Genomic DNA, 22,185 nt, shown 5'->3' with positions numbered 1-22,185 from the left:
GGAGAAACATCATGCGCCGCCTGCTTACCTTCCTCGCCTGCCTGGTCCTCGCCGTGCCCGCCTTCGCCGAACAGGTGAAGCGCCTGGGTGATCTGCAGGTGCACTACAGCGTGTTCAATTCCAGCTTCCTCCAGCCCAATGTCGCGCAAGCGGTGGGCGTGGTACGCAGCAAGGCCCAGGGCGTGGTCAACATCGTGCCGCTGGACGCCAGCGGCAAGCCGGCCAACGTCACCGTCGCCGGCTCCGCGAAGAACCTGATGGGACAGACCGTCCCCCTGACCTTCAAGCGTGTGGTCGAGGAAGGCGCCGTCTACAACCTGGCGCAGTTCCCCATCGAAGGCCGCGAAACCCTGACCTTCTCCATCCAGGTCCAGTCCGGAAACGAAGCCCCGCAAAGCTTCGATTTCATGCAGGAAATCTTCCCAGACGAATGATCAAGCTCGAACAACTGGTGCTGGCCAGTCACAACGCCGGCAAGCTCAAGGAACTCCAGGCCATGCTCGGAGCCCACGTGAAGGTGCGCTCCATCGGCCAGTTCAGCGACGTGGAACCGGAAGAGACCGGCCTCTCGTTCGTCGAGAACGCCATCCTCAAGGCCCGCAATGCCGCGCGCATCTCCGGCCTGCCGGCGCTGGCCGACGACTCGGGCCTGGCGGTGGACTTCCTTGGCGGTGCGCCGGGCATCTATTCCGCGCGCTATGCCGACGGCAAGGGTGACGCGGCGAACAACGCCAAGCTGCTGGATGCCCTCAAGGACGTTCCGGATGAGCAACGCGGCGCCCAGTTCGTCAGCGTGCTGGCCCTGGTCCGCCACGCCGACGACCCGCTGCCGATCCTCTGCGAAGGCCTCTGGCACGGCAGCATCCTGCGCGAAGCTCGCGGCGAGCATGGCTTCGGCTACGACCCGCTGTTCTGGGTGCCGGAAGCCGAGTGCTCCAGCGCCGAGTTGGCGCCCGAGCGCAAGAACCAGATCAGCCACCGCGCCCGCGCGATGGCCCTGCTGAAGCAGCGGCTGGGTCTATGAGCCAGACAGGAAGCCACGGGCTCGACGCAGGGCCGGTGGTTTCCGGCTTTCGCCTGCCACCGCTGTCGGCGTACGTGCACATCCCCTGGTGCGTGCGCAAATGCCCCTATTGCGACTTCAACTCCCACGCCGCCGGCCCGGAGCTGCCCGAGGACGCCTACGTCGAGGCGCTGCTGGCTGACCTGACGGCAGATCAGGGCTATGTGTACAGCCGCAAGCTGACCTCGATCTTCTTCGGCGGCGGCACGCCCAGCCTGTTCTCGGCCAGGGCGCTGGGCCGCATCCTCGCAGGCCTGGAGCGGCAAGTCGGGTTCGAGAGCGACATCGAGATCACCCTGGAGGCCAACCCCGGCACCTTCGAGCAGGCCAAGTTCGCCGACTACCGGGCGCTGGGCATCAACCGCCTGTCCATCGGCATCCAGAGCTTCCAGGCCGAGAAACTCAAGGCACTGGGCCGCATCCACGATGGTGACGAAGCAGTACGCGCCGCCGAAATGGCCCGCCGCGCCGGCTTCGACAACTTCAATCTGGACCTGATGCACGGCCTGCCGGAGCAGAGCGTCGCCGACGCCCTGGCCGACCTGCAGCAGGCCGTCGACCTGGCGCCGACGCACCTGTCCTGGTACCAGCTGACCATGGAGCCGAACACGGTGTTCTGGAGCCAGCCGCCGGAACTGCCCGAGGATGACCAGCTGTGGGAAATCCAGGAAGCCGGCCAGGCGCTGCTCGCCCAGGCGGGCTACGCCCAGTACGAAACCTCGGCCTATGCCCGTGACGGCAAGCGCGCGCGGCACAACCTGAACTACTGGACCTTCGGCGACTTCCTCGGCATCGGCGCCGGCGCCCACGCCAAGCTGAGCACGCCGCAAGGCCGCATCCTGCGCACCTGGAAGACCCGCCTGCCGAAGGACTACCTGAACCCGGACAAGCCCTTCCAGGCCGGCGAGCGCGGCCTGCAGGCGGACGACCTGCCCTTCGAGTTCATGATGAACGCCCTGCGACTCACCGAGGGCGTGCCGGCGGCGGCCTTCGCCGAGCGCACCGGCCTGCCACTGGCCGCCATCGAGCAAGCCTGCCGCCAGGCACGCCAGGACGGTCTGCTGGTGAACGATCCGCAGCGCCTGGCGCCGACCGAGCGCGGCCAGCTGTTCCTCAACGACCTGTTGCAGCGCTTCCTGCCTTGAGAAGGCGTCGGGCGACGCTGCCGTCGCCCGCCGTGTACACTCCCCGGCGACTCTGAATCCCAAGGAGCCCCAATGGACTTCGCGCTCGACCTGATTGCCAACGTCTCCCGCTGGTGCCGCGGCCACCTGTCCGACATCGCCCTGGCGATCATGGCGACCGTGCTGGTGCTGTTCGGCCCGGCGATCAACGCCTGGGTACAGCAACGCATCGGCAGCCTGAACTTCGTCTTCCGCACCCTGCTGTTCGTGCTGATCTGCGCCGTCGGCTATGGCCTGGCGATGGTCTTCGTCACCCCGTGGCTGGCCAAGGGCCTGGGTTACTTCAACAACTACACCCTGGCCCCCGTCCTGCTGCTAGTGTTCTTCGTGATTGGCATGATCGCCGACCGCAGTTGACCTGCGTTCCTCCGGCGGTTGGCCACCCATCCGCCGGAGGACACATGAAGCCGATCAAGCATCTCTACCTGCACTTCTCCGATGGCCAGCGCCTGGCGCTGCGCTTCCCGCAACAGAGCGACGACCCCGCCGAAGTGGCCCGCGGCATCCGCAAGCAGATGGAGTCGCCGGTAATCAGCATCGAGGTGGACGGCGACCTGCTGATCATCCCGCGCACCAGCATCAAGTACCTGCAGATCAGCCCGGCGCCAATGCGCATGCCGGAGACCACCGTGCTGGGGGCGGAGTTGATCGAGTAGAAGGCCTGCGTCTGCGCAGGAGCGGATTCATCCGCGATCGGGTCGGTACGGTGCCAACTGACAGCACCGCCTTTCAGGCGGTTCGCGGGCATGGCCCGCGACTCGCTGAACCAGCAGCGACATTCCACACTGCACAAACACAAAGGCCGCCTCGCGGCGGCCTCTGCTGGACTCAGTTACCCTCGCGGCGCAACGCCTGCGGAGTGAAGTCGCGCGGCCCCAGCGGGACCTTGAAGTCGTACATCGGCTCGTTGTTGTCCAGGCCGTCGACGAAGTAGCGCGCCCCTTCGAAGTCGTACAGCGCTTCCAGAGTGCTGAGCACCATGGGCACGTCGTAGTAGTTGATCGGGTGCACTTCCTGGGCGCGGATCAGCTTGCCGTCGGCGTTGTAGATGTCCGAGGCGAGGATCTGCCAGCTGTCTTCATCCAGGTAGAAGCGGCGCTTGGCGAACGGATGGCCCATGCCCTTGCGCAGGGTCGCCTCGACCACCCAGACGCGGTGCGGCTCGTAGCGCAGCAGCTCGGGGTTGAGGGTCTTGGTCCTGAGGATGTCGGCGTAGGGGATGCCCTTCTGGTGCACCGCGTAGCTGTTGTACGGCACCAGCATCTCGCGCTTGCCCAGCAGCTGCCACTCGTAGTGGTCCGGCGCGCCGTTGTAGACGTCCACGGTGTCGGCGGTGGCCAGGCCGTTGGTGTCGGGCTGCAGGGTGTCGTAGGCCAGGCTCGGCAGGCGGCGCACGCGACGCTCGCCGCTGTTGAAGCGCCAGGCCTTGCGGATCGACAGCACCTGGTCGATGGTCTCCTGCACCACCAGCGCAGAGCCGGCGAGCTTGGCCGGGGCGACGATGTTGTACTTGTAGTAGAACAGCGTGTTGTTCAGGTCCTGCGGGGTCATGCCCTCGCGACCGTAGTTGAAGTACACGTAGCGGTCGAGCTTGAGCAGGTTGTAGCTGCCGCTGGCGAGCACGGCGGCCTGGTTGGTCACCATGTGAATCTGCTCGCCACGGTAGCGCATGATGTGGTTCCAGATGGCTTCCAGGCCGGTCTTCGGCATCGGGAACGGCACACCGGCGGCGGCGCCCTGCACGCCGTTGCCGTCGGCGATCAGCTCGGCGTTCTCGGCATTGAAGCGGGTGGCGTCATAGATGCGCTGGGGCAAGGATGCACTGCGGCGGCTGGGGAAGACGCGCAGGTAGTAGTCCGGGTTCTCCTGCAGCAGCGCCTGGGTGCCGGGAGTGAGCAGCGCCTGGTACTGCGCCAGGTTCTTGCTGTCGATCTTGTACTGCACGGCATCAGCAGCGTACGGATCGAGGTGGTGGGTGCCGGGCTGGTAGCCCGCCGGGGCGCTGGTGATGCCACCGGTCCACGCGGGGATGGTGCCACTGGCATTGCCGGCCATTTCCGCCCCCATCGGCGTCAGGTCGCGACCCAGTCGAGCGGCCTCGGTGGCATCGACTTTCGCCTGCGCCGGCAGGACCCACGCCCCCGCCATCAGCAGTACAGCAAGTTTCTTCAACACAGCAGACTCCTTTGCGACGGACTCCTGTCCATCACTCTTATTTTCGTCCGCGGCGGATGCCGCTTTTTATTCAGGAGGTGAGGGTGGCCTTTGCGGCCTGCCGGGTGGTCCCGGTCTATAGGCTGTTCATCCGTGAAAAAGGCCTGCTGCGCAGGCCTTTTTCCGCTGAATCAGTCGACACGCTCGAACTTCAGGTCCCAGACGCCATGCCCGAGTCGCTCCCCGCGACGTTCGAACTTGGTGACCGGACGCTCTTCCGGGCGCGGCACATAGGTATTGTCCGCCGAAAGGTTGCGATAGCCGGGTGCGGCATTCATCACTTCCAGCATGTGCTCGGCATATTGTTCCCAGTCAGTGGCCATGTGCAGCACGCCGCCGACCTTCAGCTTCTGCCGTACCAGCTCGGCCCAGGCCGGCTGCACGATGCGACGCTTGTGGTGGCGCGACTTGTGCCACGGGTCCGGGAAGAACAGCAGCAGGCGGTCGAGGCTGGCATCGGCCACGCAGTCGCGCAGTACTTCGATGGCGTCGCAGCTGTAGACGCGGATGTTGCTCAGGTCCTGGGTCAACATGCCGTTGAGCAGTGCGCCGACGCCCGGACGGTGCACTTCCACGCCGATGAAGTCCTGCTCCGGCGCGGCAGCGGCCATCTCCAGGGTGGCGTGGCCCATACCGAAGCCGATCTCGAAGGTACGCGGCGCCTGGCGCCCGAACACCTGATCGAAGTCCCGCGCGCCGTCGGCCAGTTCCAGGCCGTACTTCGGCCAACCCTGGTCGAGGCCGCGTTGCTGGCCTTCGGTCATGCGCCCGGCGCGCATCACGAAGCTCTTGATGGCGCGCATCGGACGGTTGTCGGCGTCGGGCTGGTTCTCGGGCTGATTCTCGGGAATGTCACTCATGACTCGGACCTTGCGGGTAAATGCACGCGCGGGCCGGCTGCCTTCGGCATACCGGCCCGCGCGTCGGAATGGAAATACTTAGTTGATCAGGCCCGTCATCGGCGACGACGCGCTCGCGTACAGCTTGCGCGGCATGCGGCCGGCCAGGTAGGCCAGGCGGCCGGCGACGATGGCGTGCTTCATGGCCTCGGCCATCATCACCGGGTTCTGCGCGTGGGCGATGGCGGTGTTCATCAGCACGGCTTCGCAACCCAGTTCCATGGCGATGGTGGCGTCGGAGGCGGTGCCCACGCCGGCATCCACCAGCACCGGAACGGTGGCTTCTTCGAGGATGATGCGCAGGTTGTAGGGGTTGCAGATGCCCAGGCCAGAGCCGATCAGGCCGGCCAGCGGCATCACCGCGATGCAGCCGATCTCGGCCAGTTGGCGGGCAATGATCGGGTCGTCGCTGGTGTACACCATGACGTCGAAGCCGTCCTTGACCAGCACTTCGGCGGCCTTGAGGGTTTCGACGACGTTGGGGAAGAGGGTCTTCTGGTCGGCCAGGACTTCCAGCTTGACCAGGTTGTGGCCATCGAGCAGCTCGCGGGCCAGGCGGCAGGTACGTACGGCCTCGACGGCGTCGTAGCAGCCGGCGGTGTTCGGCAGGATGGTGTAGCGATCCGGCGGGATCACGTCCAGCAGGTTCGGTTCGCCCGGATTCTGGCCGATGTTCGTGCGGCGCACGGCAACCGTGACGATCTCGGCGCCCGAGGCCTCGATGGCGACACAGGTCTCCTCGAGGTCCTTGTATTTGCCGGTGCCGACCAGCAGGCGGGAATTGTAGGTACGGCCAGCCAGGATGAAGGGCTTGTCGACCGGCAGGTTGGAGTTGGTTTGGCTCATCGGATCACTCCTGAAGGAAAGGCGGGCGGGGCCTGAAAGTCTGGGAGGCGGCTGCTAGCCGCCGCCGATGGCATGCACCACTTCCACCTGGTCGCCTTCGCTCAGGGCGGTGGCGGCGTGCTGGCTGCGCGGCACGATGTCCTGGTTGAGCTCGACCGCGACACGCTTGCCGGTGAGGTCGAGACGCTCGAGCAGGTTGGCGACGCTGTGGCCGTCGGGCAGCTCGAAGGGTTCGCCGTTCAACTGAATACGCATGGGCGGGACGGTCGTTGCTGGAGGGGGTCGCATTCTAGCCCGATCGCGCCGGATGACCAAGGTTCCGGAGTGCCGCACTCGGGCTTTTCTGACGCTCGGGTCAACCCAGCCGGAAGGCCGCCACCAGCAGCAGCGCCCAGCCGATCAGGAAGAACAGCCCGCCGATCGGGGTGATGATGCCCACGCCGAGGCCGGCCAGGGTCAGCAGGTAGAGGCTGCCGGAAAACAGCAGGATGCCGACGGTGAAGGCCCAGCCGGCAAGGCTGACCAGGGTGCCGCCGATATGCGCCGAGAGCAGCGCCACGCCGAACAGCGCCAGGGCATGCAGCATCTGGTAATGCACGCCGGTCTGGAACACCGCCAGGTACTCCGGGGTGAGCTTGCTCTTCAGGCCGTGGGCAGCGAAGGCGCCGAGGGCGACACCGGTGAAACCGAAGAAGGCGGCGAGCATCAGGAAAGTACGCAGCATCGGAAAGCTCCAGACAGGTGAGTGCCGCTATAATGGCCCGCTCATCCGCCCAGTCAAAGCCTCGCATGCGCAACGTCCTCCGCCGCCTGTTCAAGATCGCGCTCTGGTTCGTCGCCATCAGCGTGGCGCTGGTCATCATCCTGCGCTGGGTACCGCCGCCGGGCACCATGGTCATGATCGAGCGCAAGGTCGAGTCCTGGTTCAACGGCCAGCCCATCGACCTGCAGCGCAGCTGGCGCTCCTGGGACGAGCTGCCGGACAGCCTCAAGCTCGCCGTGATCGCCAGCGAAGACCAGAAGTTCGCCGAACACCACGGCTTCGACGTGCCGGCGATCCAGAAGGCCCTGGCGCACAACGAGCAGGGCGGCAGGGTCCGCGGCGGCAGCACCATCAGCCAGCAGGTGGCGAAGAACGTCTTCCTCTGGACCGGCCGCAGCTGGGTACGCAAGGGCTTCGAGGCATGGTTCACCCTGCTGATCGAGACCTTCTGGTCCAAGCAGCGGATTCTCGAGGTCTACCTCAACAGCGTGGAGTGGGACGCCGGCGTATTCGGCGCCCAGGCCGCTGCCCAGCACCACTTCGGCGTCGACGCCAAGCGCCTGTCGCAACAGCAGGCCAGCCTGCTGGCGGCCGTGCTGCCCAACCCGCGCAAGTGGAGCGCCGGCAAGCCCGGCCCCTACGTGCGCCAGCGCGCCTCCTGGATCCGCCAGCAGATGTGGCAGCTGGGTGGCAGCGATTATCTCGGGCGCCTTTAAGGCGCCTCGCTGGTCTTGAGAGTATTGCGCGGCACCACCCGCACCCACTGCAGGGTGCCGTCGCGATGCAGCAGGGTCATGCCCTTCTCCGGATAGACCCAGGCCTCGCCGCCATCCACCTGCAGGCGCAGTCGCGGATCGCCCAGGCTCACTGCCAGGCGACCGACCGCCAGGTCTTCCTGCGGCGCCAGCGCCAGCTCGGAGACCGGCTTGTTGCCCAACTGGCCCATCAGCTCGGCGCTCAGCGGCTGGTCCTTGCTGGTCGGCTGCATGCCGGTGGCCTTGGCCAGGCTGGCATGCTCGGCATCGCTCAGGGCCAGCTCCGCCTCGACGTGCCAGGGCCCCTCTTCCGTCACCAGCTTGCCGCGGTAATGCAGTTGCGGGCCGTCCTGGCTGGCGGTCAGCCACAGCTCGCCGGGCTGCTGGCCCTGCAGATCGTTCAGGGTCAGCTTGTCGTCGGCCAGCGGCTCGAAGACCTTTTCCTTCCAGTCGTTGAACCACTGCGGCGGCTTGGGCGGCGCGGACGTGCGGGCGACCCAGGAACCGAGGCCGAAGGCCAGCAGGGCGATGACCAGGAAGAACATCCCGTGGACGGGACGCAGGCGCGGCATGGGACTCTCCAGACGCTGAAGGCGGGCAGAAAAAAACCGCACCAGGGTGCGGTTCGCGACTCGCAGGGCGCGTCGAAGCCGGTCAGGCTTCGATGCGACCCTTGAGCTTGTTCATCGCGTTCTTTTCCAGCTGACGGATCCGCTCGGCGGACACGTTGTACTTGGCCGCAAGGTCGTGCAGGGTCGCCTTCTCCTCGGCCAGCCAACGCTGGTAGAGGATGTCGCGGCTGCGGTCGTCCAGGCCTTCCAGCGCCTCGTGCAGGCTGGCGGTGGAGCTGTCGCTCCAGTCCGCTTCCTCCAGCTGGCGCGCCGGGTCGTAACGATGGTCTTCCAGATAATGCGCCGGGGACTGGTAGGCGCTCTCGTCGTCGGCATCCGCCGCCGGGTCGAAGGCCATGTCCTGCCCGGTGAGACGGCTTTCCATCTCGCGGACTTCGCGGGCCTCGACACCGAGGGTTTCCGCGACGCGGTGCACTTCGTCATTGCTCAGCCAGGCCAGCTTCTTCTTCTGGCTGCGCAGGTTGAAGAACAGCTTGCGCTGCGCCTTGGTGGTCGCGACTTTCACGATCCGCCAGTTGCGCAGGATGAACTCATGGATTTCCGCCTTGATCCAGTGGACGGCGAACGACACCAGGCGCACACCCATTTCCGGGTTGAAGCGCTTCACGGCCTTCATCAGGCCGACGTTGCCTTCCTGGATCAGATCGGCCTGGGCCAGGCCGTACCCGGAATAACTCCGGGCGATATGCACGACGAAGCGCAGGTGCGCCAGAACCATTTGCCGTGCCGCTTCCAGATCTTGCTGGTAGAAGAGGCGTTCGGCCAGTTCGCGCTCCTGCTCCGGCGTCAGCAGCGGAATGCTGTTCACCGAGTGCACATAGGCTTCCAGGTTCGCACCGGGAGCCAGGGCATATACAGGTTGCAGAGAAGTGGTCATGCGAATCCTCCGATTCACGAAACTCGCGCAGTGTAGCACTGCGAAATCTGACTGCAAGCGGGTGTAAAAGTTCCTTTACACCCGCTTAACCCCTGCAAAATCAGGGGGTTTCAGCGCGGTGCCAACTCGCGCAGGTGGCGCGCCACGGCCAGCCAGGCACCGATCCAGCCCAGCAGCACGGCACCAATAGTGAGCGACAGGCCGTCGTCGACCGGTACGCCCGCCAGCCCGAAATCACTGCCGTACAGCCCGGCCAGGTTGACCACGGAGCTGTTCAGCCAGTCCAGGCCGAAGGCCAACAGGGCCCAGGACAGGATGCCCGCACCCAGGCCGTACAACGCACCCATATAGAGGAAGGGGCGACGCACGTAACCGTCCGTCCCGCCGACCAGCTTGATGACTTCGATTTCGTTACGGCGGTTTTCGATGTGCAGGCGGATGGTGTTGCCGATCACCAGCAACAGGGTCAGCACCAGCAGGAGGGTCAGGCCGAAGACGAAGCGGTCGCCCAGCTTGAGGATCGCCGACAGCCGCTCGACCCAGACCAGGTCCAGCTGCGCCTGTTGTACACCCGGCAGCTCCGACAACCTTTGACGCAAGGCATCCAGCTGGGCCTTGTCAATCTGCTTGGGCGTCACCGAGATGACCGCCGGCAGCGGGTTGTCAGGCAATTCCTTCAGCGCTTCGCCGAGACCGGACTGCTCCTGCAGCTCTTTCAGCGCATCGTCGCGACTGATCAGCTGCGCCTCGATCACATCGGGCATTTTCTCGATCTGTTCGCGCAGGTCCTGGCCCTGGGCCTCGCTGGCCTTGAGGTCGAGGAACAGGGAAATCTGTGCGGCGCGCTGCCAGGAGCCACCGAGGCGCTCGACGTTGTTCAGCAGCAGCGACAGCCCCATGGGCAGGCTCAGGGTGATGCCCATCACCAGGCAGGTGAAGAAGCTGCCGAAGGGGTGGCTGACCAGGCGGTGCAGACTGTCCATCAGGCTGGCGCGGTGGTTTTCCGCGTAGGCCGAGAGGGACGCGCTGTGGTCCTGGTGTTCATTGTCTTCCGGGCGCTCGCGGGTGTTGCGCGTCGGGGTGCCTTCTTCGTCGCCGCGGGGCAGGTCATTGGCGCTCATCAGGCGTTCTCCTCACGATCAGCGATGATCCGGCCACGCTGCAGGGTGATCATCCGGTGGCGCATGCGCGCGATCAGTGCCAGGTCATGGCTGGCGATCAGCACGGTGGTGCCCAGGCGGTTGATGTCTTCGAACACGGACATGATTTCCGAGGCCAGGCGCGGGTCGAGGTTGCCGGTGGGTTCGTCGGCGAGCAGCAGGGCCGGACGGTGCACCACCGCGCGGGCGATGCCGACGCGCTGCTGCTGCCCGGTGGAGAGGTCGGACGGACGGTCCTCGGCCTTTTCCTTGAGGTTCACCCGGTCGAGCGCCGCTTCGACGCGGTAGGCGATGTCCGCCTTGGGCAGGCCGAGAATCTGCATCGGCAGGGCGACGTTCTCGAACACGCTGCGGTCATCGAGCAGCTGGTGGTTCTGGAAGACCACGCCGATCTGCCGGCGCAGGAAGGGAATCTGCGCGGTGGAGATGCGCGAGACGTCCTGCCCGCCTAGCAGCAGCTTGCCGGAAGTGGGTCGCTCCATCGCCAGGATCAGGCGCAGCAGGGTGCTCTTGCCCGCACCGGAGTGGCCGGTGACGAACATGATCTCGCCGCGCGGCACGCGGAACGAAATCTCGTGCAGGCCGACGTGGCCGTTGGGATAGCGTTTGCCAACCTGCTCGAAACGGATCATGCGATTTCCCGGGTCTCGAAGAGTGCACGGACGAAGGCATCGGCTTCGAAGGTTCGCAGATCGTCGATCCCTTCGCCGACACCGATATAGCGGATCGGCAGGCCGAACTGCTTGGCCAGGGCGAAGATCACCCCGCCCTTGGCGGTGCCGTCCAGTTTGGTCAGGGCCAGGCCAGTGAGTTCCACGGCATTGTTGAACTGCTTGGCCTGGTTGATGGCGTTCTGCCCGGTACCGGCATCCAGCACCAGCAGGACTTCGTGGGGAGCCGTCTCGTCCAGCTTGCCGATCACCCGGCGCACCTTCTTCAGCTCTTCCATCAGGTTGTCCTTGGTGTGCAGGCGACCGGCGGTATCGGCGATCAGCACATCCACGCCACGGGCCTTGGCGGCCTGCACGGCATCGAAGATCACCGAGGCGGAGTCCGCGCCGGTGTGCTGGGCGATCACGGCGATGTTGTTGCGCTCGCCCCAGACCTGCAGCTGCTCGACGGCGGCGGCGCGGAAGGTATCGCCGGCGGCCAGCATGACCTTCTTGCCATCGAGCTGCAGTTTCTTCGCCAGCTTGCCGATGGTGGTGGTCTTGCCAACGCCGTTCACGCCGACCACGAGGATCACGTAGGGCTGCTTGTCGGTGGTGATGGTCAGCGGCTGCTCGACGGGGCGCAGCAGGCCGGCCAGCTCTTCCTGCAGGGCCTTGTACAGCGCTTCGCTGTCGGCCAGCTCCTTGCGCGCCACGCGCTTGGTCAGGTTCTGCACGATGGTGGTGGTGGCCTCGACGCCGACGTCGGCGGTCAGCAGGCGGGTCTCGATCTCGTCGAGCAGGTCGTCGTCGATGGCCTTCTTGCCCAGGAACAGGCTGGCCATGCCTTCACCGAGGCTGGCGCTGGTCTTCGACAGGCCCTGCTTGAGGCGGGCGAAGAAGCCGAGCCTGGACGGCTCGCTGGCGGCCGGTCTGGCCTGCGACTCGGGTTCGGGCTGCGGGGCAGGCTCGGGCTGGGCGACTACGACGGGCGCTTCGGCAACGGGTTCGGGCTGAACCGGCGCGGCGACAGGTGCCGGCGCGACCGCCTGGACAGCCGGCTGCGGCGCCTCGCCAACCACTGGCGGCGCAACGGGTTGCGGCTCAGGCCGCGGCGCGGGCTGCACTTCAGGTTGCAGAGCGGGCTGCGCCAGTGGCTCGACCGGCACGCTGGCCGGCACCACGTCGACTATCGGTTCGGGCGTCGGCTCAGGGGTCAGCTCGGCGCGCGGGGCGACCGGCTCGGCCTGGACGGAGGGAGCCTGCTCGAGGGCGGGAGCCGGTTCGGCGGCAACAGGCTGTTCAGCCTGGGACTCGGCTTGCTCGGCGGGTTGTTCCTCGGCCTGGGGCTTCTTGCGCCACCAGCCGAACAGACCCTTCTTCTCCCCGGCTGGCGGGGCCTTCTTGTCGTCGTTGGAACCAAACATGTAGGGATCGAATCTCTAGGGGACGCCACGGAAACAGGCAGAAAAAAAGCCTCGAAACAGCTTTGAGAAGCCCTGAACGTGGCCGCCCGGAAAACGGATGGGTATCCTAGCATCTCCTCGCCCGCCGGGGTTAAGAGGCTGGCCGCCAGCCTGCATAGACCCCGCGGACAGCCCGAAAGGTTCAGTCCACGATGAAAACCCTTGCACGCCGCCACGCCGGCCTGCTGCTCGGCTCCCTGTTGCTGCCGCTGATGGCGAGCGCCGCGGAACCACAGCCCACCCACGAATACACCCTGGACAACGGCCTGAAGGTCGTTGTCCGCGAGGACCACCGCGCCCCCGTGGTGGTCTCCCAGCTCTGGTACAAGGTCGGCTCCAGCTACGAGACGCCCGGCCTCACCGGGCTCTCCCACGCCCTGGAGCACATGATGTTCAAGGGCAGCCGCAAGCTCGGCCCCGGCCAGGCTTCGCTGGTGCTGCGCGACCTCGGCGCGGAAGAGAACGCCTTCACCACCGACGACTACACCGCCTATTACCAGGTGCTCGCCCGCGACCGCCTGCCGGTGGCGCTGGAGCTGGAAGCCGACCGCATGGCGCACCTCGCCCTGCCGGCCGACCAGTTCAAGAGCGAGATCGAGGTAATCAAGGAGGAACGCCGCCTGCGCACCGAGGACAAGCCCAGCGCGCTGGCCTTCGAGCGCTTCAAGGCCGCCGCCTACCCCGCCAGCGGCTATCGGACACCGACCATCGGCTGGATGGCCGACCTGCAGCGCATGACCATCGACGATCTGCGCCACTGGTACCAGGCCTGGTACGCGCCGAACAACGCCACCCTGGTGGTGGTCGGCGACGTCAGCGGCGACGAGGTGAAGGCCCTGGCCGAGAAGTACTTCGGCGAGATCCCCAAGCGCGACCTGCCCGCCGCGCGCAAGCCGCTGGAACTGGCCGAGCCGGGCGAGCGCCGCCTGAAGCTGCACGTGCGCACCCAGTTGCCCAGCCTGATCATGGGCTTCAACGTGCCGACCCTGGGCAGCAGCGATGACTCGAAACAGATCAACGCCCTGCGCCTGATCTCGGCGATCCTCGACGGCGGCTACAGCGCGCGCCTGTCCGCGCGCCTGGAGCGCGGCGAGGAAATCGTCGCCGGCGCCTCGGCCTCCTACGACGCCTTCTCCCGCGGCGACGGCCTGTTCTTCCTCTCGGCCACCCCCAACGTGCAGACCGGCAAGACCCTCGACCAGGTCGAGGCCGCGCTGTGGAAGCAGCTGGAAGACCTCAAGCAGAACCCGCCGAGCAAGGAAGAACTGGAGCGCGTTCGCGCCCAGGTCATCGCCGGGCTGGTCTACGAGCGCGATTCCATCGCCGGACAGGCCAGCACCATTGGCGAGCTGGAAAGCGTCGGCCTCGGCTGGCGTCTGGCGGACAAGGACCTGGAAGCCATCCAGGCCGTCACCGCCGAAGACATCCAGCAAGCCGCCCGCACCTACTTCACCCGCTCCCGCCTGACCCTCGCCCAGGTCCTGCCGGAAGTCGCCACCGACAAGGAGCCGAGCCATGAGTGAACGCAATGGCCTGCGCTACGGCCTGGTCGGGCTGATCGTCATCGCGCTGATCGCCGGACTGGTGCTGTTCGTTTCCCGCCCCGCCGCCGAGACGGCGGCACCTGCACCTGCACCGGCACAGCCGGCTGCCGCCGAGACTGCCGCGCCCACCGGCCTGCAATCGCTGGCCGAAGCCGCCGGCAAGGCGCCCAGCCACCGCAAGCTGAACATCCAGCAATGGCAGACCGCCGAAGGCGCCCGCGTGCTGTTCGTCGAGGCCCATGAGCTGCCGATGTTCGACCTGCGCCTGACCTTCGCCGCCGGCAGCAGCCAGGACGGCGACAGCTACGGCCTGGCCATGCTGACCAATGCCATGCTCAACGAAGGCGTGCCCGGCAAGGACACCAGCGCCATCGCCGCCGGTTTCGACGACCTGGGCGCCAACTTCGGCAACGGTTCCTACCGCGACATGGCGGTGGCCAGCCTGCGCAGCCTCAGCGAGCCAACCAAGCGCGACGCCGCGCTGGCGCTGTTCGACCAGGTGATCGGCCAGCCGACCTTCCCCGAGGACGCCCTGGCGCGCATCAAGAACCAGGTCATGGCCGGCTTCGAGTACCAGAAGCAGAACCCCGGCAAGCTGGCGGGCCTGGAGCTGTTCAAGCGGCTCTACGGCGATCACCCCTACGCCCACTCCAGCGACGGCAACGAGCAGTCGGTGCCGAAGATCAGCGTCGCCCAGCTGCGTGCCTTCCACCAGAAGGCCTACGCCGCCGGCAACGTGGTCATCGCGCTGGTCGGCGACCTGACCCGCGAGCAGGCCGAAGCCATCGCCGGCAGCGTCTCCAGATCCCTGCCCAAGGGCCCTGCCCTGCCGGCACCGGGCGAGCCGCAGATGCCCAAGGCCGGCGTCACCCACATCGAGTTCCCGTCCAAGCAGACCCAGCTGATGCTGGCGCAGCTGGGCATCACCCGTAACGACCCGGACTACGCCGCGCTCTACCTGGGTAACCAGATCCTCGGCGGCGGCGGCTTCGGCACCCGCCTGATGGACCAGGTGCGCGAGAAGCGCGGCCTGACCTACGGCGTGTACTCCGGCTTCACCGGCATGCAGTCGCGCGGGCCGTTCACCATCGGCCTGCAGACCCGCGCCGAGATGAGCGAAGGCACCCTCAAGCTGGTCCAGGACATCGTCCGCGACTACCTCGACAAGGGCCCGACGCAGAAAGAACTCGACGACGCCAAGCGCGAGCTGGCCGGCAGCTTCCCGCTGTCCACCGCGAGCAACGCCGACATCGTCGGCCAGCTGGGCGCCATCGGCTTCTACAACCTGCCGCTGGATTACCTGGAAACCTTCCTCAGCCAGGTCCAGGACCTGAGCGTGGAACAGGTGAAGCAAGCCATGCGCCGCCACCTCGACCCGGACGCTTTCGTCATCGTCACCGCCGGCCCCACCGTGCCGCAGCAACCGCTGCCGCCGCCCACCGACAAACCCGCCGCGCAACCTGCCGGCGTACCGGAGCACTGATGAGCAAACGACCCGGCGGCGCCCCGCGCGCCGCACAGAAGCCCCACGGCGGCCAGGGCCAGCTGCGCATCATCGGCGGCGAATGGCGCAGCCGGCGCTTCGCCTTCCCCGACGGCCCGGGCCTGCGCCCGACGCCCGACCGCGTGCGCGAGACCCTGTTCAACTGGCTCGCGCCCTACGTCCCCGGCGCCCGCGTGCTCGACCCCTTCGCCGGCAGCGGCGCGCTGTTTCTCGAAGCGCTGTCCCGTGGCGCCAGCGCGGGCCTTGCGCTGGACACCAACGGCGAAGCGGTGGCCGCCCTGCGCGGCACCCTCGACACCTTGAAGTGCGCCACCGGCCAGTTGGTGATGACCGACGCCCTGCGCTACCTGGACAACCAGGCCGCGCAGCCCTTCGACCTGGTCTTCCTCGACCCGCCCTTCCACCAGGACCTGCTGCAGAACGCCTGCCGTCTGCTGGAAGAGCGCGGCTGGCTGGCCAAGGACGCCTGGGTCTACACCGAAAGCGAAGCCGTGCCCTCCAGCCTCGGCCTGCCGGGCAACTGGCGACTGCACCGGGAGAAGAAGGCGGGCTCGGTGCATTATGCGCTGTGGCAGCGGGAAGGTTGACGGATGCCGGATGCCCTTCGCGAACAGCTGCTGGCGCTGGACGAACACTGCTTCGCGCAGCCCGCCAGCGACTGGGCCGGCGACATTGCCCTGCCCGCCGAGCTGGAACGTTTCTACCGTGAGGTCGGTCCCTGCGACTGCACCCTGGATACCGCCGGCAACCCGTTCTTCATTCCCTCGCTGGCGAAGCTGTGGAAACAGCAGGCCGGCTACCGCTGGCACGGCCTGACCGGCGAGCGGCTGGCAGGGTGGAGCGAGGACTGGATCGTGGTGGCGGACCAGGGCGCCGATCCCTTCATCTTCGAGAGCTCCACCGGCCGCATCCTCTTCGACCAGCACGGAGGTCCCTGGGACCCAGCGCCGATGTTCGATGACCTCTGGCAGATGACCGCCTGCCTTGCCACTTTCGCCCGAGTGTGGCGCGGCGCCGGCGAGGACATCTTCGCCGAGGATTACAGCGTCAACCCGCTGTACCGCCGCGAGCTGATCGACGAGCTGGCGCCGCTGCTCGGCGACGCCCGCCGCGCGCAGGACCTGGCCGACGAGTTCGGCTGGTAGCGAGCCTTATTGGCTCGCCGGCTCCGCCGCGTCTACTGCCTCTGCTGCGTCGGCCGCGCTGGCCTCCACGGCTTCCGGCTCAGGCGAGGCGTTGTCCACGCCGCGATTGGCATGCCGGCGATCCGGCGCGCCGGAGCAATCGGCAGTGCCGGACAGCTCGCCATCCAGCGCGGCGTGGCCCCAGTTTTCCAGGCGGGTGTACCAGGCCGCGTCCTCGGCAGTCTTCAGCCAGGCGATGGCTTCCGCGTCCTGCTGCTGTGCGGCCTTTTCCAGCCAGAGCCGCGCCTGCAACTTGTTCATCCCCGCACCGGCACCGTTCCAGTAGGCCTCGCCAACCTTGAACTGGGCGCGGGCGCTGCCCCGGGTGGCCGCCTTGCAGAACCACTGGAAAGCCTTTTCGCGGCTGGCGGCGTAGCGGTCCAGCAGGGCAGCTTCTTCGTCGCTGGCGGCGCCATAGACTCCCTGCGAATCGTCCAGGTAGAACCAGCCCAGGTTGGTCTCCGCGTCTTCGCTACCGGCCTTGGCCGCGCGCTCGAACCAGATGCCGGCCTTGACCCGGTCCTTGTCGACGCCTTCGCCGCTCCAGTAGAGGACGCCCATCTCGTTCTGTGCGCTGGCGTCGCCCTGCTCGGCCGCCCTGGCGAACCAGCGCGCCGCTTCGGCCTTGTCCTGCGGACCACCGTCGCCGTCGCGATAGAGCATGGCCAGCTGGATCTGCGCGCGGGCCAAGCCGGCCTCGGCAGCCTTGCCCCACCATTTGCGCGCACCGGCGTAGTTCTGGTGCTGATAGAAGTAGGCACCGAGATTGAACAGGGCCTGCGGCTCGCCCGTCTTCGTGGCCTGGTGCAGACGGGTGAATTCCGCGAACAGCTCTTCGGCACGCGGATCACTCTGCTCGGTGCTGGACACCTCATCGCTGAAATCTGAAGAAGCGCCATCGGACCATGCCAGGGACGGCAGGACCAGAGAGAGCGCAGACAGGAACAGCCAACGGCTGAACATAGGGGACAATCCTCATGTCGATTGAATCGGTCGGCCGTCCAGGGCCGACTCCTTGATAATGAAGGCTCAGCAGCCCTCAGATGGACTTGCCGACATCGACGGTGCTGGTGCGCACCAGTTCCACGCCGTCGACCACCATCTTCCATTGGCTACCGTCCTGATAGGGTGGTTTCGAGACCTTGAAGTGCGTATCGAAGGGACCGAAGCCCACGGTGAAGCCGTCGGCTTCGTAGCTCTTGATCGGTGCCTCGATGGACCTCGACGTGCTGCCCGCCACCCGTTTGTAGGCGACGCGGCCATCCGCCGTCACCAGCAGGCTCATCTGCGGCGCGGTCCACAGGCCGACGTAGGAGCGGTGCTCCTGCGGCACCGGTTCGCCGCACGCGGCCAGCCACACCAGCAGGCTCAACGCCGCGATTTTCTTCCACATTCCATCCCCTCCTTTGCGTGGGTTTTCCTGACGACGGAGGCATGAGGCATCCATCGCACGGCCGACTTGGCGTTACTATCACGATTCGTCGGCCCCATTCGATCCGTGATGACTATACCCTCCCCGTTCAAACCCGCCTGGTGGCTACCCGGCCCGCACCTGCAAACCCTGTATGGCTCGCTCGCACGCAAGGCGCCCAGCCTCGAGCGCACGCGCGAACGCCTGTGGCTGGAGGATGGCGACTTCATCGACCTCGACTGGCACGGCCCGCACGAGGCGGATGCGCCGCTGGTGCTGGCGCTGCACGGGCTGACTGGCTCGTCGTCCTCGCACTACATCCTCGGCGTGCAGCAGCAGCTGGCGGCGCAAGGCTGGGCCAGCGTCGCGCTGAACTGGCGCGGCTGCTCGGGCGAGTCGAACCTGCTGCCGCGCGGCTATCACTCGGGCGTCAGCGAAGACCTCGCCTCGGTGGTCGCCCACGTCCGCGCCAAGCGGCCGATGGCGCCGCTCTACGCAGTGGGCTATTCGCTGGGCGGCAACGTATTGCTCAAGTACCTGGGCGAAGCCTCGGACAGCTGCCCGCTGAAAGGCGCGGTCGCGGTGTCGGTACCCTTCCGCCTGGACCAGTGCGCCGACCGCATCGGCATCGGTTTCTCCAGGGTCTACCAGGCCCACTTCATGCGCGAGCTGGTGGCCTACGTGCAGACCAAGCGCCAGGCCTTCGCCGCCGGCGGCCACGCGGAAAACCTCGCCGCGCTGGAGCGCCTCGGGCCGCTGGACGGCATGCGCACCTTCTGGGACTTCGACGACCGGGTGACTGCGCCCCTGCACGGTTTCGCCGACGTGCACGATTACTACCGGCGCGCCTCCAGCCGCTATTACCTGGGCGGTATCCGCGTGCCGACGCTGATCATCCAGTCCAGCGACGATCCGTTCATCCACGCCCACAGCGTGCCGCAGCTGGACGAGCTGTCGGCTTCGACGCAGATGGAGTTGCTGCCCCATGGCGGCCATGTCGGCTTCATCGGCGGCTCGCCCGGGCGCCCGGACTATTACCTGGAGCGGCGCATCCCGCAGTGGCTGCGCGAACGGCGGGAAGCCTGACTGCGCTGGGTCAGCCCCTGGACGCGGGAATGAGGCAGACTGAAGGTGCACCCGGAAGGAAACGCCAGAAAGGAGCGCCGCCATGCACGACACGCCGCTGACGATTCTGCACAACGCACCGCTGAGCGATGCTCAGTGCGTCGGCATCGCCACGCTGTACCGCGCGGTGGGCTGGGGCTCGCCCGGCACCACGGCGGAACTGCGCGATCTCTACGAGTTTTCCAGCTACTTCCTGCTGGCCATGGACGGTGATCAGGTACTCGGCCTGCTGCGCGCGGAAAGCGAAACGGCGCAGACTACCTGGCTGGCGGAAATCGCCGTGCTGCCGGGCTTCCAGTCCCGCGGGATCGGCCTTGCGCTGATGGCGCGCTTCCTCGCCGATCACCCGAACCGCACGCTCTACACCGATGCCACCGAGGGCGTGGAGGAGTTCTTCCTGCGTCATGGCATCGCCCTGCGCCGGCCACGGGTGCCGGGGCCCCGCCAGGTGGATGCCTGACCGAGCAGCCGGCGGATAACGCTGGCGCGTGATGCGCCCTACGTAACGGTTGAGCGTAAGGCGGATAACCGTTCACGGTTCTCCGCCGTCTGAAGATCAGTCTTCCAGCGGCACGTACAAGCGGTCGAACACCGCCGCCACGGCTTCGCGGAACGGCGGGGCGATGTGTCCGCTTTCCAGCGCCAGCACCTGGTAGATGCCCCGGCGCATCAGAACCTCGCTGAGGTCATTGGCTACTTCACGGGTGGTGCACAGGTAACGCACCCAGGAGGTGAGGATGATCCAGGCGTTGAGGGTCAGGGCCTCGAGCTGGGGTTCGTCCATCTGCAGGATGCCGGCGTCGACGAAGCCCCGGTAGATCGCCTTGGCATTGTCCATCGCGCGGCGGGCGAAGGCGCGGTAGCCGGCGGCCAGTTCCGGGTCGGAATCCAGCAGGTGTTCCAGGTCGCGGTGCAGGAAGCGGTAGTGCCACATCGCGGCGAGCAGCGCTTCCAGGTAGAAGGTCTTGTCCTCCACCGTCAGCGCGCGACCCTCGGGCAGGTGCAGGAACTGGTCGACGTGGCTTTCGTACTCGGCGAACAGCTGGGCGATGATCACCTGCTTGTTGCGGTAGTGGTAGTACAGGTTGCCCGGCGAGATACCCAGGTGCGCGGCGATGTGGTTGGTGGTGACGCTGCGCTCGCCCTGGGCATTGAACAGCTCAAGGCTGGCCTGGGCGATGCGGTCACGGGTGTTGATGCGTGGTGCCATTGCCAAAACTCGTCGAAGCGGATTGCGCGGACGCAAAGGTACACCGATTGCTACCACCTGACACAACTGTCGGGCTCGCCCAACTTTTCGTTGGCTGGGCCCGGCGGCGCGGAACCGGCATGCTGATTGACACTCTAGAGCAATTGCTCTAAAAAACCAGCGACAGCATAAAAACGCGAGGCATCCGGGATTCCTGTGCGAATCATCCGAGAGCCTCCCCACCACGCTTGCGCCAGGAGCCCGTCATGGTTGCCGATATCGCCTACCTGCAGCAGACCCAGCAGCAGATCAGTCAGCTGGAAACCCTTCTCGAACGCCAGCGCCAGGCGTACCGCACCAACCCGATGCCCGACGCCGGCCAGCGCATCCAGTGGCTGAAAAGCCTCGCCAACCTGCTGGTGACCGAGCAGAAGGCGATCATCGATGCGATCAGCAGTGACTTCAGCAACCGCTCCGCCGACGAGACCCTGCTCGCCGAAGTGATGCCCAGCCTGCACGGCGTGCACTACGCGACCAAGCGCGTGAAGAAGTGGATGAAACCGTCGCGCCGCAGCGTCGGCATGCAGTTCATGCCGGCCTCGGCCAAGGTCATCTACCAGCCGCTGGGTGTGGTCGGCGTGATCGTGCCGTGGAACTACCCGCTGTTCCTCGCCATCGGCCCGCTGACCGGAGCGCTGGCCGCCGGCAACCGGGTGATGATCAAGATGAGCGAATCCACCCCGGAATCTGCCCGCGTGCTGAAAGAGCTGCTGGGCAAGGTATTCCCCGAAGACCTGGTCGCCGTGGTGCAAGGTGAAGTGGATGTGGGCGTGGCCTTCTCCAAGCTGCCTTTCGACCATCTGCTGTTCACCGGCGCCACCAGCGTTGGCAAGCACGTGATGCGCGCCGCCGCCGAGAACCTCACCCCGGTCACCCTGGAGCTGGGCGGCAAGTCGCCGGCCATCGTTTCCACCAGCGTGCCGATGAAGGACGCCGCCGAGCGCATCGCCTTCGGCAAGTCGCTCAATGCCGGCCAGACCTGCGTGGCGCCGGACTATGTGCTGGTGCCGCAGAACCGCGTCGACGAGTTCGTCGAGAGCTACCGCCAGGTGGTCCAGGGCTTCTTCCCGAAACTGGAGAACAACCCCGACTACACCGCGATCATCAACGAGCGCCAGCTGTCGCGCCTGAACAGCTACCTCGCCGACGCCCAGGCCCGCGGCGCCACCGTCGTGCCGCTGTTCCCGCAGGCCCAGGGCCGCCGCCTGCCCCAGGCGCTGGTGCTGAACGTGACCGACGAGATGAAGATCATGCAGGAAGAGATCTTCGGCCCGCTGCTGCCGGTGATCCCCTACCAGAACCTCGACCAGGCGCTCAGCTACATCAACGAGCGCGACCGCCCGCTGGCGCTGTACTACTTCGGCTATGACAAGCGCGAGCAGGACCACGTACTGGCCCAGACCCATTCGGGCGGCGTGTGCCTGAACGATACCCTGCTGCACGTTGCCCAGGACGACATGCCCTTCGGCGGTGTCGGCCCGTCCGGCATGGGCCACTACCACGGCCACGAAGGCTTCCTGACCTTCTCCAAGGCCAAGGGCGTGTTCAGCAAGCCGCGCTTCAACGCCGCGCGGGTGATCTACCCGCCCTACGGCAAGGCGCTGCAGAAGCTGGTCTACAAGCTGTTCATCCGCTGACCAGCCCTTTCCACCACAGGTG

26 protein-coding genes are annotated in these 22,185 nt (G+C 66.6%); 13 read left to right on the top strand and 13 right to left on the bottom strand.

Translation table 11 applies throughout. The features are described 5' to 3' along the window. Positions 1-11 precede the first annotated feature (11 nt). From IB261_RS02045 to IB261_RS02025, 5 genes are all read left to right on the top strand, one after another. Positions 12-434: a DUF4426 domain-containing protein gene (locus IB261_RS02045; protein ID WP_081519584.1), complete on the top strand. Its 423-nt coding sequence runs from the start codon at positions 12-14 to the stop codon at positions 432-434. After that, a complete protein-coding gene (gene rdgB, locus IB261_RS02040) occupies positions 431-1,024 on the top strand; it encodes an RdgB/HAM1 family non-canonical purine NTP pyrophosphatase (RefSeq protein WP_192383344.1) in 594 nt (197 codons plus the stop codon). The genes IB261_RS02045 and rdgB overlap by 4 nt, the downstream gene beginning before the upstream one ends. Beyond that, positions 1,021-2,208 carry a radical SAM family heme chaperone HemW gene (gene hemW, locus IB261_RS02035; RefSeq protein WP_192383345.1) on the top strand — a complete coding sequence of 396 codons (1,188 nt, stop codon included), beginning with the start codon at positions 1,021-1,023 and terminating at the stop codon, positions 2,206-2,208. Before rdgB ends, hemW begins: the two co-directional genes overlap by 4 nt. A 72-nt stretch (positions 2,209-2,280) precedes the next feature. Then, entirely contained in the window at positions 2,281-2,604 is a 324-nt protein-coding gene (locus tag IB261_RS02030) for a DUF3392 domain-containing protein (protein WP_017520106.1), read from the top strand. A 44-nt stretch (positions 2,605-2,648) separates the two neighbouring features. Next, entirely contained in the window at positions 2,649-2,903 is a 255-nt protein-coding gene (locus IB261_RS02025; protein ID WP_017520105.1) for a hypothetical protein, read from the top strand. Positions 2,904-3,075: 172 nt separating this feature from the next. Here the strand turns inward: IB261_RS02025 and IB261_RS02020 are convergent, their stop codons facing one another. The 5 genes from IB261_RS02020 to IB261_RS02000 all read right to left on the bottom strand — a co-directional run bounded on the left by IB261_RS02020 (position 3,076) and on the right by IB261_RS02000 (position 6,930). Continuing rightward, complete coding sequence (locus IB261_RS02020; protein ID WP_151189052.1) at positions 3,076-4,422, bottom strand: DUF1329 domain-containing protein; 1,347 nt, start codon at positions 4,420-4,422, stop codon at positions 3,076-3,078. A gap of 170 nt (positions 4,423-4,592) precedes the next feature. Beyond that, the gene (gene trmB / locus IB261_RS02015; RefSeq protein ID WP_218189949.1) at positions 4,593-5,264 is read right to left on the bottom strand and encodes a tRNA (guanosine(46)-N7)-methyltransferase TrmB; all 672 of its coding nucleotides are present in this window, start codon (positions 5,262-5,264) and stop codon (positions 4,593-4,595) included. A 135-nt stretch (positions 5,265-5,399) separates the two neighbouring features. Further along, positions 5,400-6,206 carry a thiazole synthase gene (locus IB261_RS02010; protein ID WP_192383347.1) on the bottom strand — a complete coding sequence of 269 codons (807 nt, stop codon included), beginning with the start codon at positions 6,204-6,206 and terminating at the stop codon, positions 5,400-5,402. Between the two features lie 54 nt (positions 6,207-6,260). After that, positions 6,261-6,461 (bottom strand): sulfur carrier protein ThiS, encoded by a 201-nt coding sequence (gene thiS / locus IB261_RS02005; RefSeq protein WP_017520101.1) that lies wholly within the window; start codon positions 6,459-6,461, stop codon positions 6,261-6,263. 100 nt (positions 6,462-6,561) lie between these two features. Beyond that, a complete protein-coding gene (locus IB261_RS02000; RefSeq protein WP_081519578.1) occupies positions 6,562-6,930 on the bottom strand; it encodes a DUF423 domain-containing protein in 369 nt (122 codons plus the stop codon). 32 nt (positions 6,931-6,962) lie between these two features. Here IB261_RS02000 and mtgA point away from each other — a divergent pair, with 32 nt between their 5' ends. Further along, complete coding sequence (gene mtgA / locus IB261_RS01995) at positions 6,963-7,685, top strand: monofunctional biosynthetic peptidoglycan transglycosylase (RefSeq protein ID WP_192383348.1); 723 nt, start codon at positions 6,963-6,965, stop codon at positions 7,683-7,685. Here the strand turns inward: mtgA and IB261_RS01990 are convergent. The 5 genes from IB261_RS01990 to ftsY all read right to left on the bottom strand — a co-directional run bounded on the left by IB261_RS01990 (position 7,682) and on the right by ftsY (position 12,470). Then, positions 7,682-8,296, bottom strand: coding sequence for a hypothetical protein (locus IB261_RS01990; protein ID WP_081519576.1), 615 nt, complete (start codon positions 8,294-8,296; stop codon positions 7,682-7,684). The genes mtgA and IB261_RS01990 overlap by 4 nt on opposite strands. A gap of 82 nt (positions 8,297-8,378) precedes the next feature. Continuing rightward, on the bottom strand, positions 8,379-9,233 hold the full coding sequence (rpoH, locus tag IB261_RS01985; protein ID WP_045213023.1) for an RNA polymerase sigma factor RpoH: 855 nt from the start codon (positions 9,231-9,233) through the stop codon (positions 8,379-8,381). A 110-nt stretch (positions 9,234-9,343) separates the two neighbouring features. Continuing rightward, positions 9,344-10,354 (bottom strand): permease-like cell division protein FtsX, encoded by a 1,011-nt coding sequence (gene ftsX, locus IB261_RS01980; protein WP_081519575.1) that lies wholly within the window; start codon positions 10,352-10,354, stop codon positions 9,344-9,346. Further along, positions 10,354-11,025 (bottom strand): cell division ATP-binding protein FtsE, encoded by a 672-nt coding sequence (ftsE, locus tag IB261_RS01975; protein WP_017520095.1) that lies wholly within the window; start codon positions 11,023-11,025, stop codon positions 10,354-10,356. Before ftsE ends, ftsX begins: the two co-directional genes overlap by 1 nt. After that, positions 11,022-12,470: a signal recognition particle-docking protein FtsY gene (gene ftsY / locus IB261_RS01970; RefSeq protein WP_192383349.1), complete on the bottom strand. Its 1,449-nt coding sequence runs from the start codon at positions 12,468-12,470 to the stop codon at positions 11,022-11,024. Before ftsY ends, ftsE begins: the two co-directional genes overlap by 4 nt. A gap of 191 nt (positions 12,471-12,661) precedes the next feature. Between ftsY and IB261_RS01965 the strand changes: the two genes are divergently transcribed. From IB261_RS01965 to IB261_RS01950, 4 genes are read left to right on the top strand one after another with little or no spacing between them, the layout of a single operon-like run. After that, positions 12,662-14,032: a M16 family metallopeptidase gene (locus IB261_RS01965; RefSeq protein WP_081519573.1), complete on the top strand. Its 1,371-nt coding sequence runs from the start codon at positions 12,662-12,664 to the stop codon at positions 14,030-14,032. Continuing rightward, positions 14,025-15,536, top strand: a complete 1,512-nt coding sequence (locus IB261_RS01960; RefSeq protein ID WP_192383350.1) for a M16 family metallopeptidase — start codon at positions 14,025-14,027, stop codon at positions 15,534-15,536. The genes IB261_RS01965 and IB261_RS01960 overlap by 8 nt, the downstream gene beginning before the upstream one ends. Continuing rightward, complete coding sequence (gene rsmD / locus IB261_RS01955; RefSeq protein ID WP_151189046.1) at positions 15,536-16,144, top strand: 16S rRNA (guanine(966)-N(2))-methyltransferase RsmD; 609 nt, start codon at positions 15,536-15,538, stop codon at positions 16,142-16,144. Before IB261_RS01960 ends, rsmD begins: the two co-directional genes overlap by 1 nt. A gap of 3 nt (positions 16,145-16,147) precedes the next feature. Beyond that, the gene (locus IB261_RS01950; RefSeq protein ID WP_192210409.1) at positions 16,148-16,702 is read left to right on the top strand and encodes a hypothetical protein; all 555 of its coding nucleotides are present in this window, start codon (positions 16,148-16,150) and stop codon (positions 16,700-16,702) included. Positions 16,703-16,708: 6 nt separating this feature from the next. Here the strand turns inward: IB261_RS01950 and IB261_RS01945 are convergent, their stop codons facing one another. Together IB261_RS01945 and IB261_RS01940 are read right to left on the bottom strand one after the other, a co-directional pair. Next, positions 16,709-17,704, bottom strand: coding sequence for a tetratricopeptide repeat protein (locus IB261_RS01945; RefSeq protein WP_192383351.1), 996 nt, complete (start codon positions 17,702-17,704; stop codon positions 16,709-16,711). A gap of 76 nt (positions 17,705-17,780) precedes the next feature. Further along, entirely contained in the window at positions 17,781-18,134 is a 354-nt protein-coding gene (locus IB261_RS01940) for a hypothetical protein (protein ID WP_081519568.1), read from the bottom strand. A 108-nt stretch (positions 18,135-18,242) separates the two neighbouring features. On the opposite strand from IB261_RS01940, the gene IB261_RS01935 reads away from it, so the two are divergent. Further along, complete coding sequence (locus tag IB261_RS01935) at positions 18,243-19,238, top strand: hydrolase (protein WP_177429494.1); 996 nt, start codon at positions 18,243-18,245, stop codon at positions 19,236-19,238. An 82-nt stretch (positions 19,239-19,320) separates the two neighbouring features. Continuing rightward, the gene (locus IB261_RS01930; protein WP_192210413.1) at positions 19,321-19,737 is read left to right on the top strand and encodes a GNAT family N-acetyltransferase; all 417 of its coding nucleotides are present in this window, start codon (positions 19,321-19,323) and stop codon (positions 19,735-19,737) included. A 96-nt stretch (positions 19,738-19,833) separates the two neighbouring features. Here IB261_RS01930 and IB261_RS01925 read toward each other — a convergent pair whose 3' ends face one another. Further along, the gene (locus IB261_RS01925; RefSeq protein ID WP_192383352.1) at positions 19,834-20,487 is read right to left on the bottom strand and encodes a TetR/AcrR family transcriptional regulator; all 654 of its coding nucleotides are present in this window, start codon (positions 20,485-20,487) and stop codon (positions 19,834-19,836) included. A 245-nt stretch (positions 20,488-20,732) separates the two neighbouring features. Between IB261_RS01925 and IB261_RS01920 the strand changes: the two genes are divergently transcribed. Further along, complete coding sequence (locus IB261_RS01920) at positions 20,733-22,163, top strand: coniferyl aldehyde dehydrogenase (protein ID WP_192383353.1); 1,431 nt, start codon at positions 20,733-20,735, stop codon at positions 22,161-22,163. The last annotated feature ends 22 nt before the right edge of the window (positions 22,164-22,185 follow it).

This window comes from Pseudomonas sp. PDM20 (assembly GCF_014852575.3).
In the GTDB taxonomy this organism is placed as follows: Bacteria; Pseudomonadota; Gammaproteobacteria; order Pseudomonadales; family Pseudomonadaceae; genus Pseudomonas.
The sequence above is the reverse complement of the archived record's forward strand: the minus strand, read 5'-3'. Positions and strand labels throughout refer to the sequence as shown.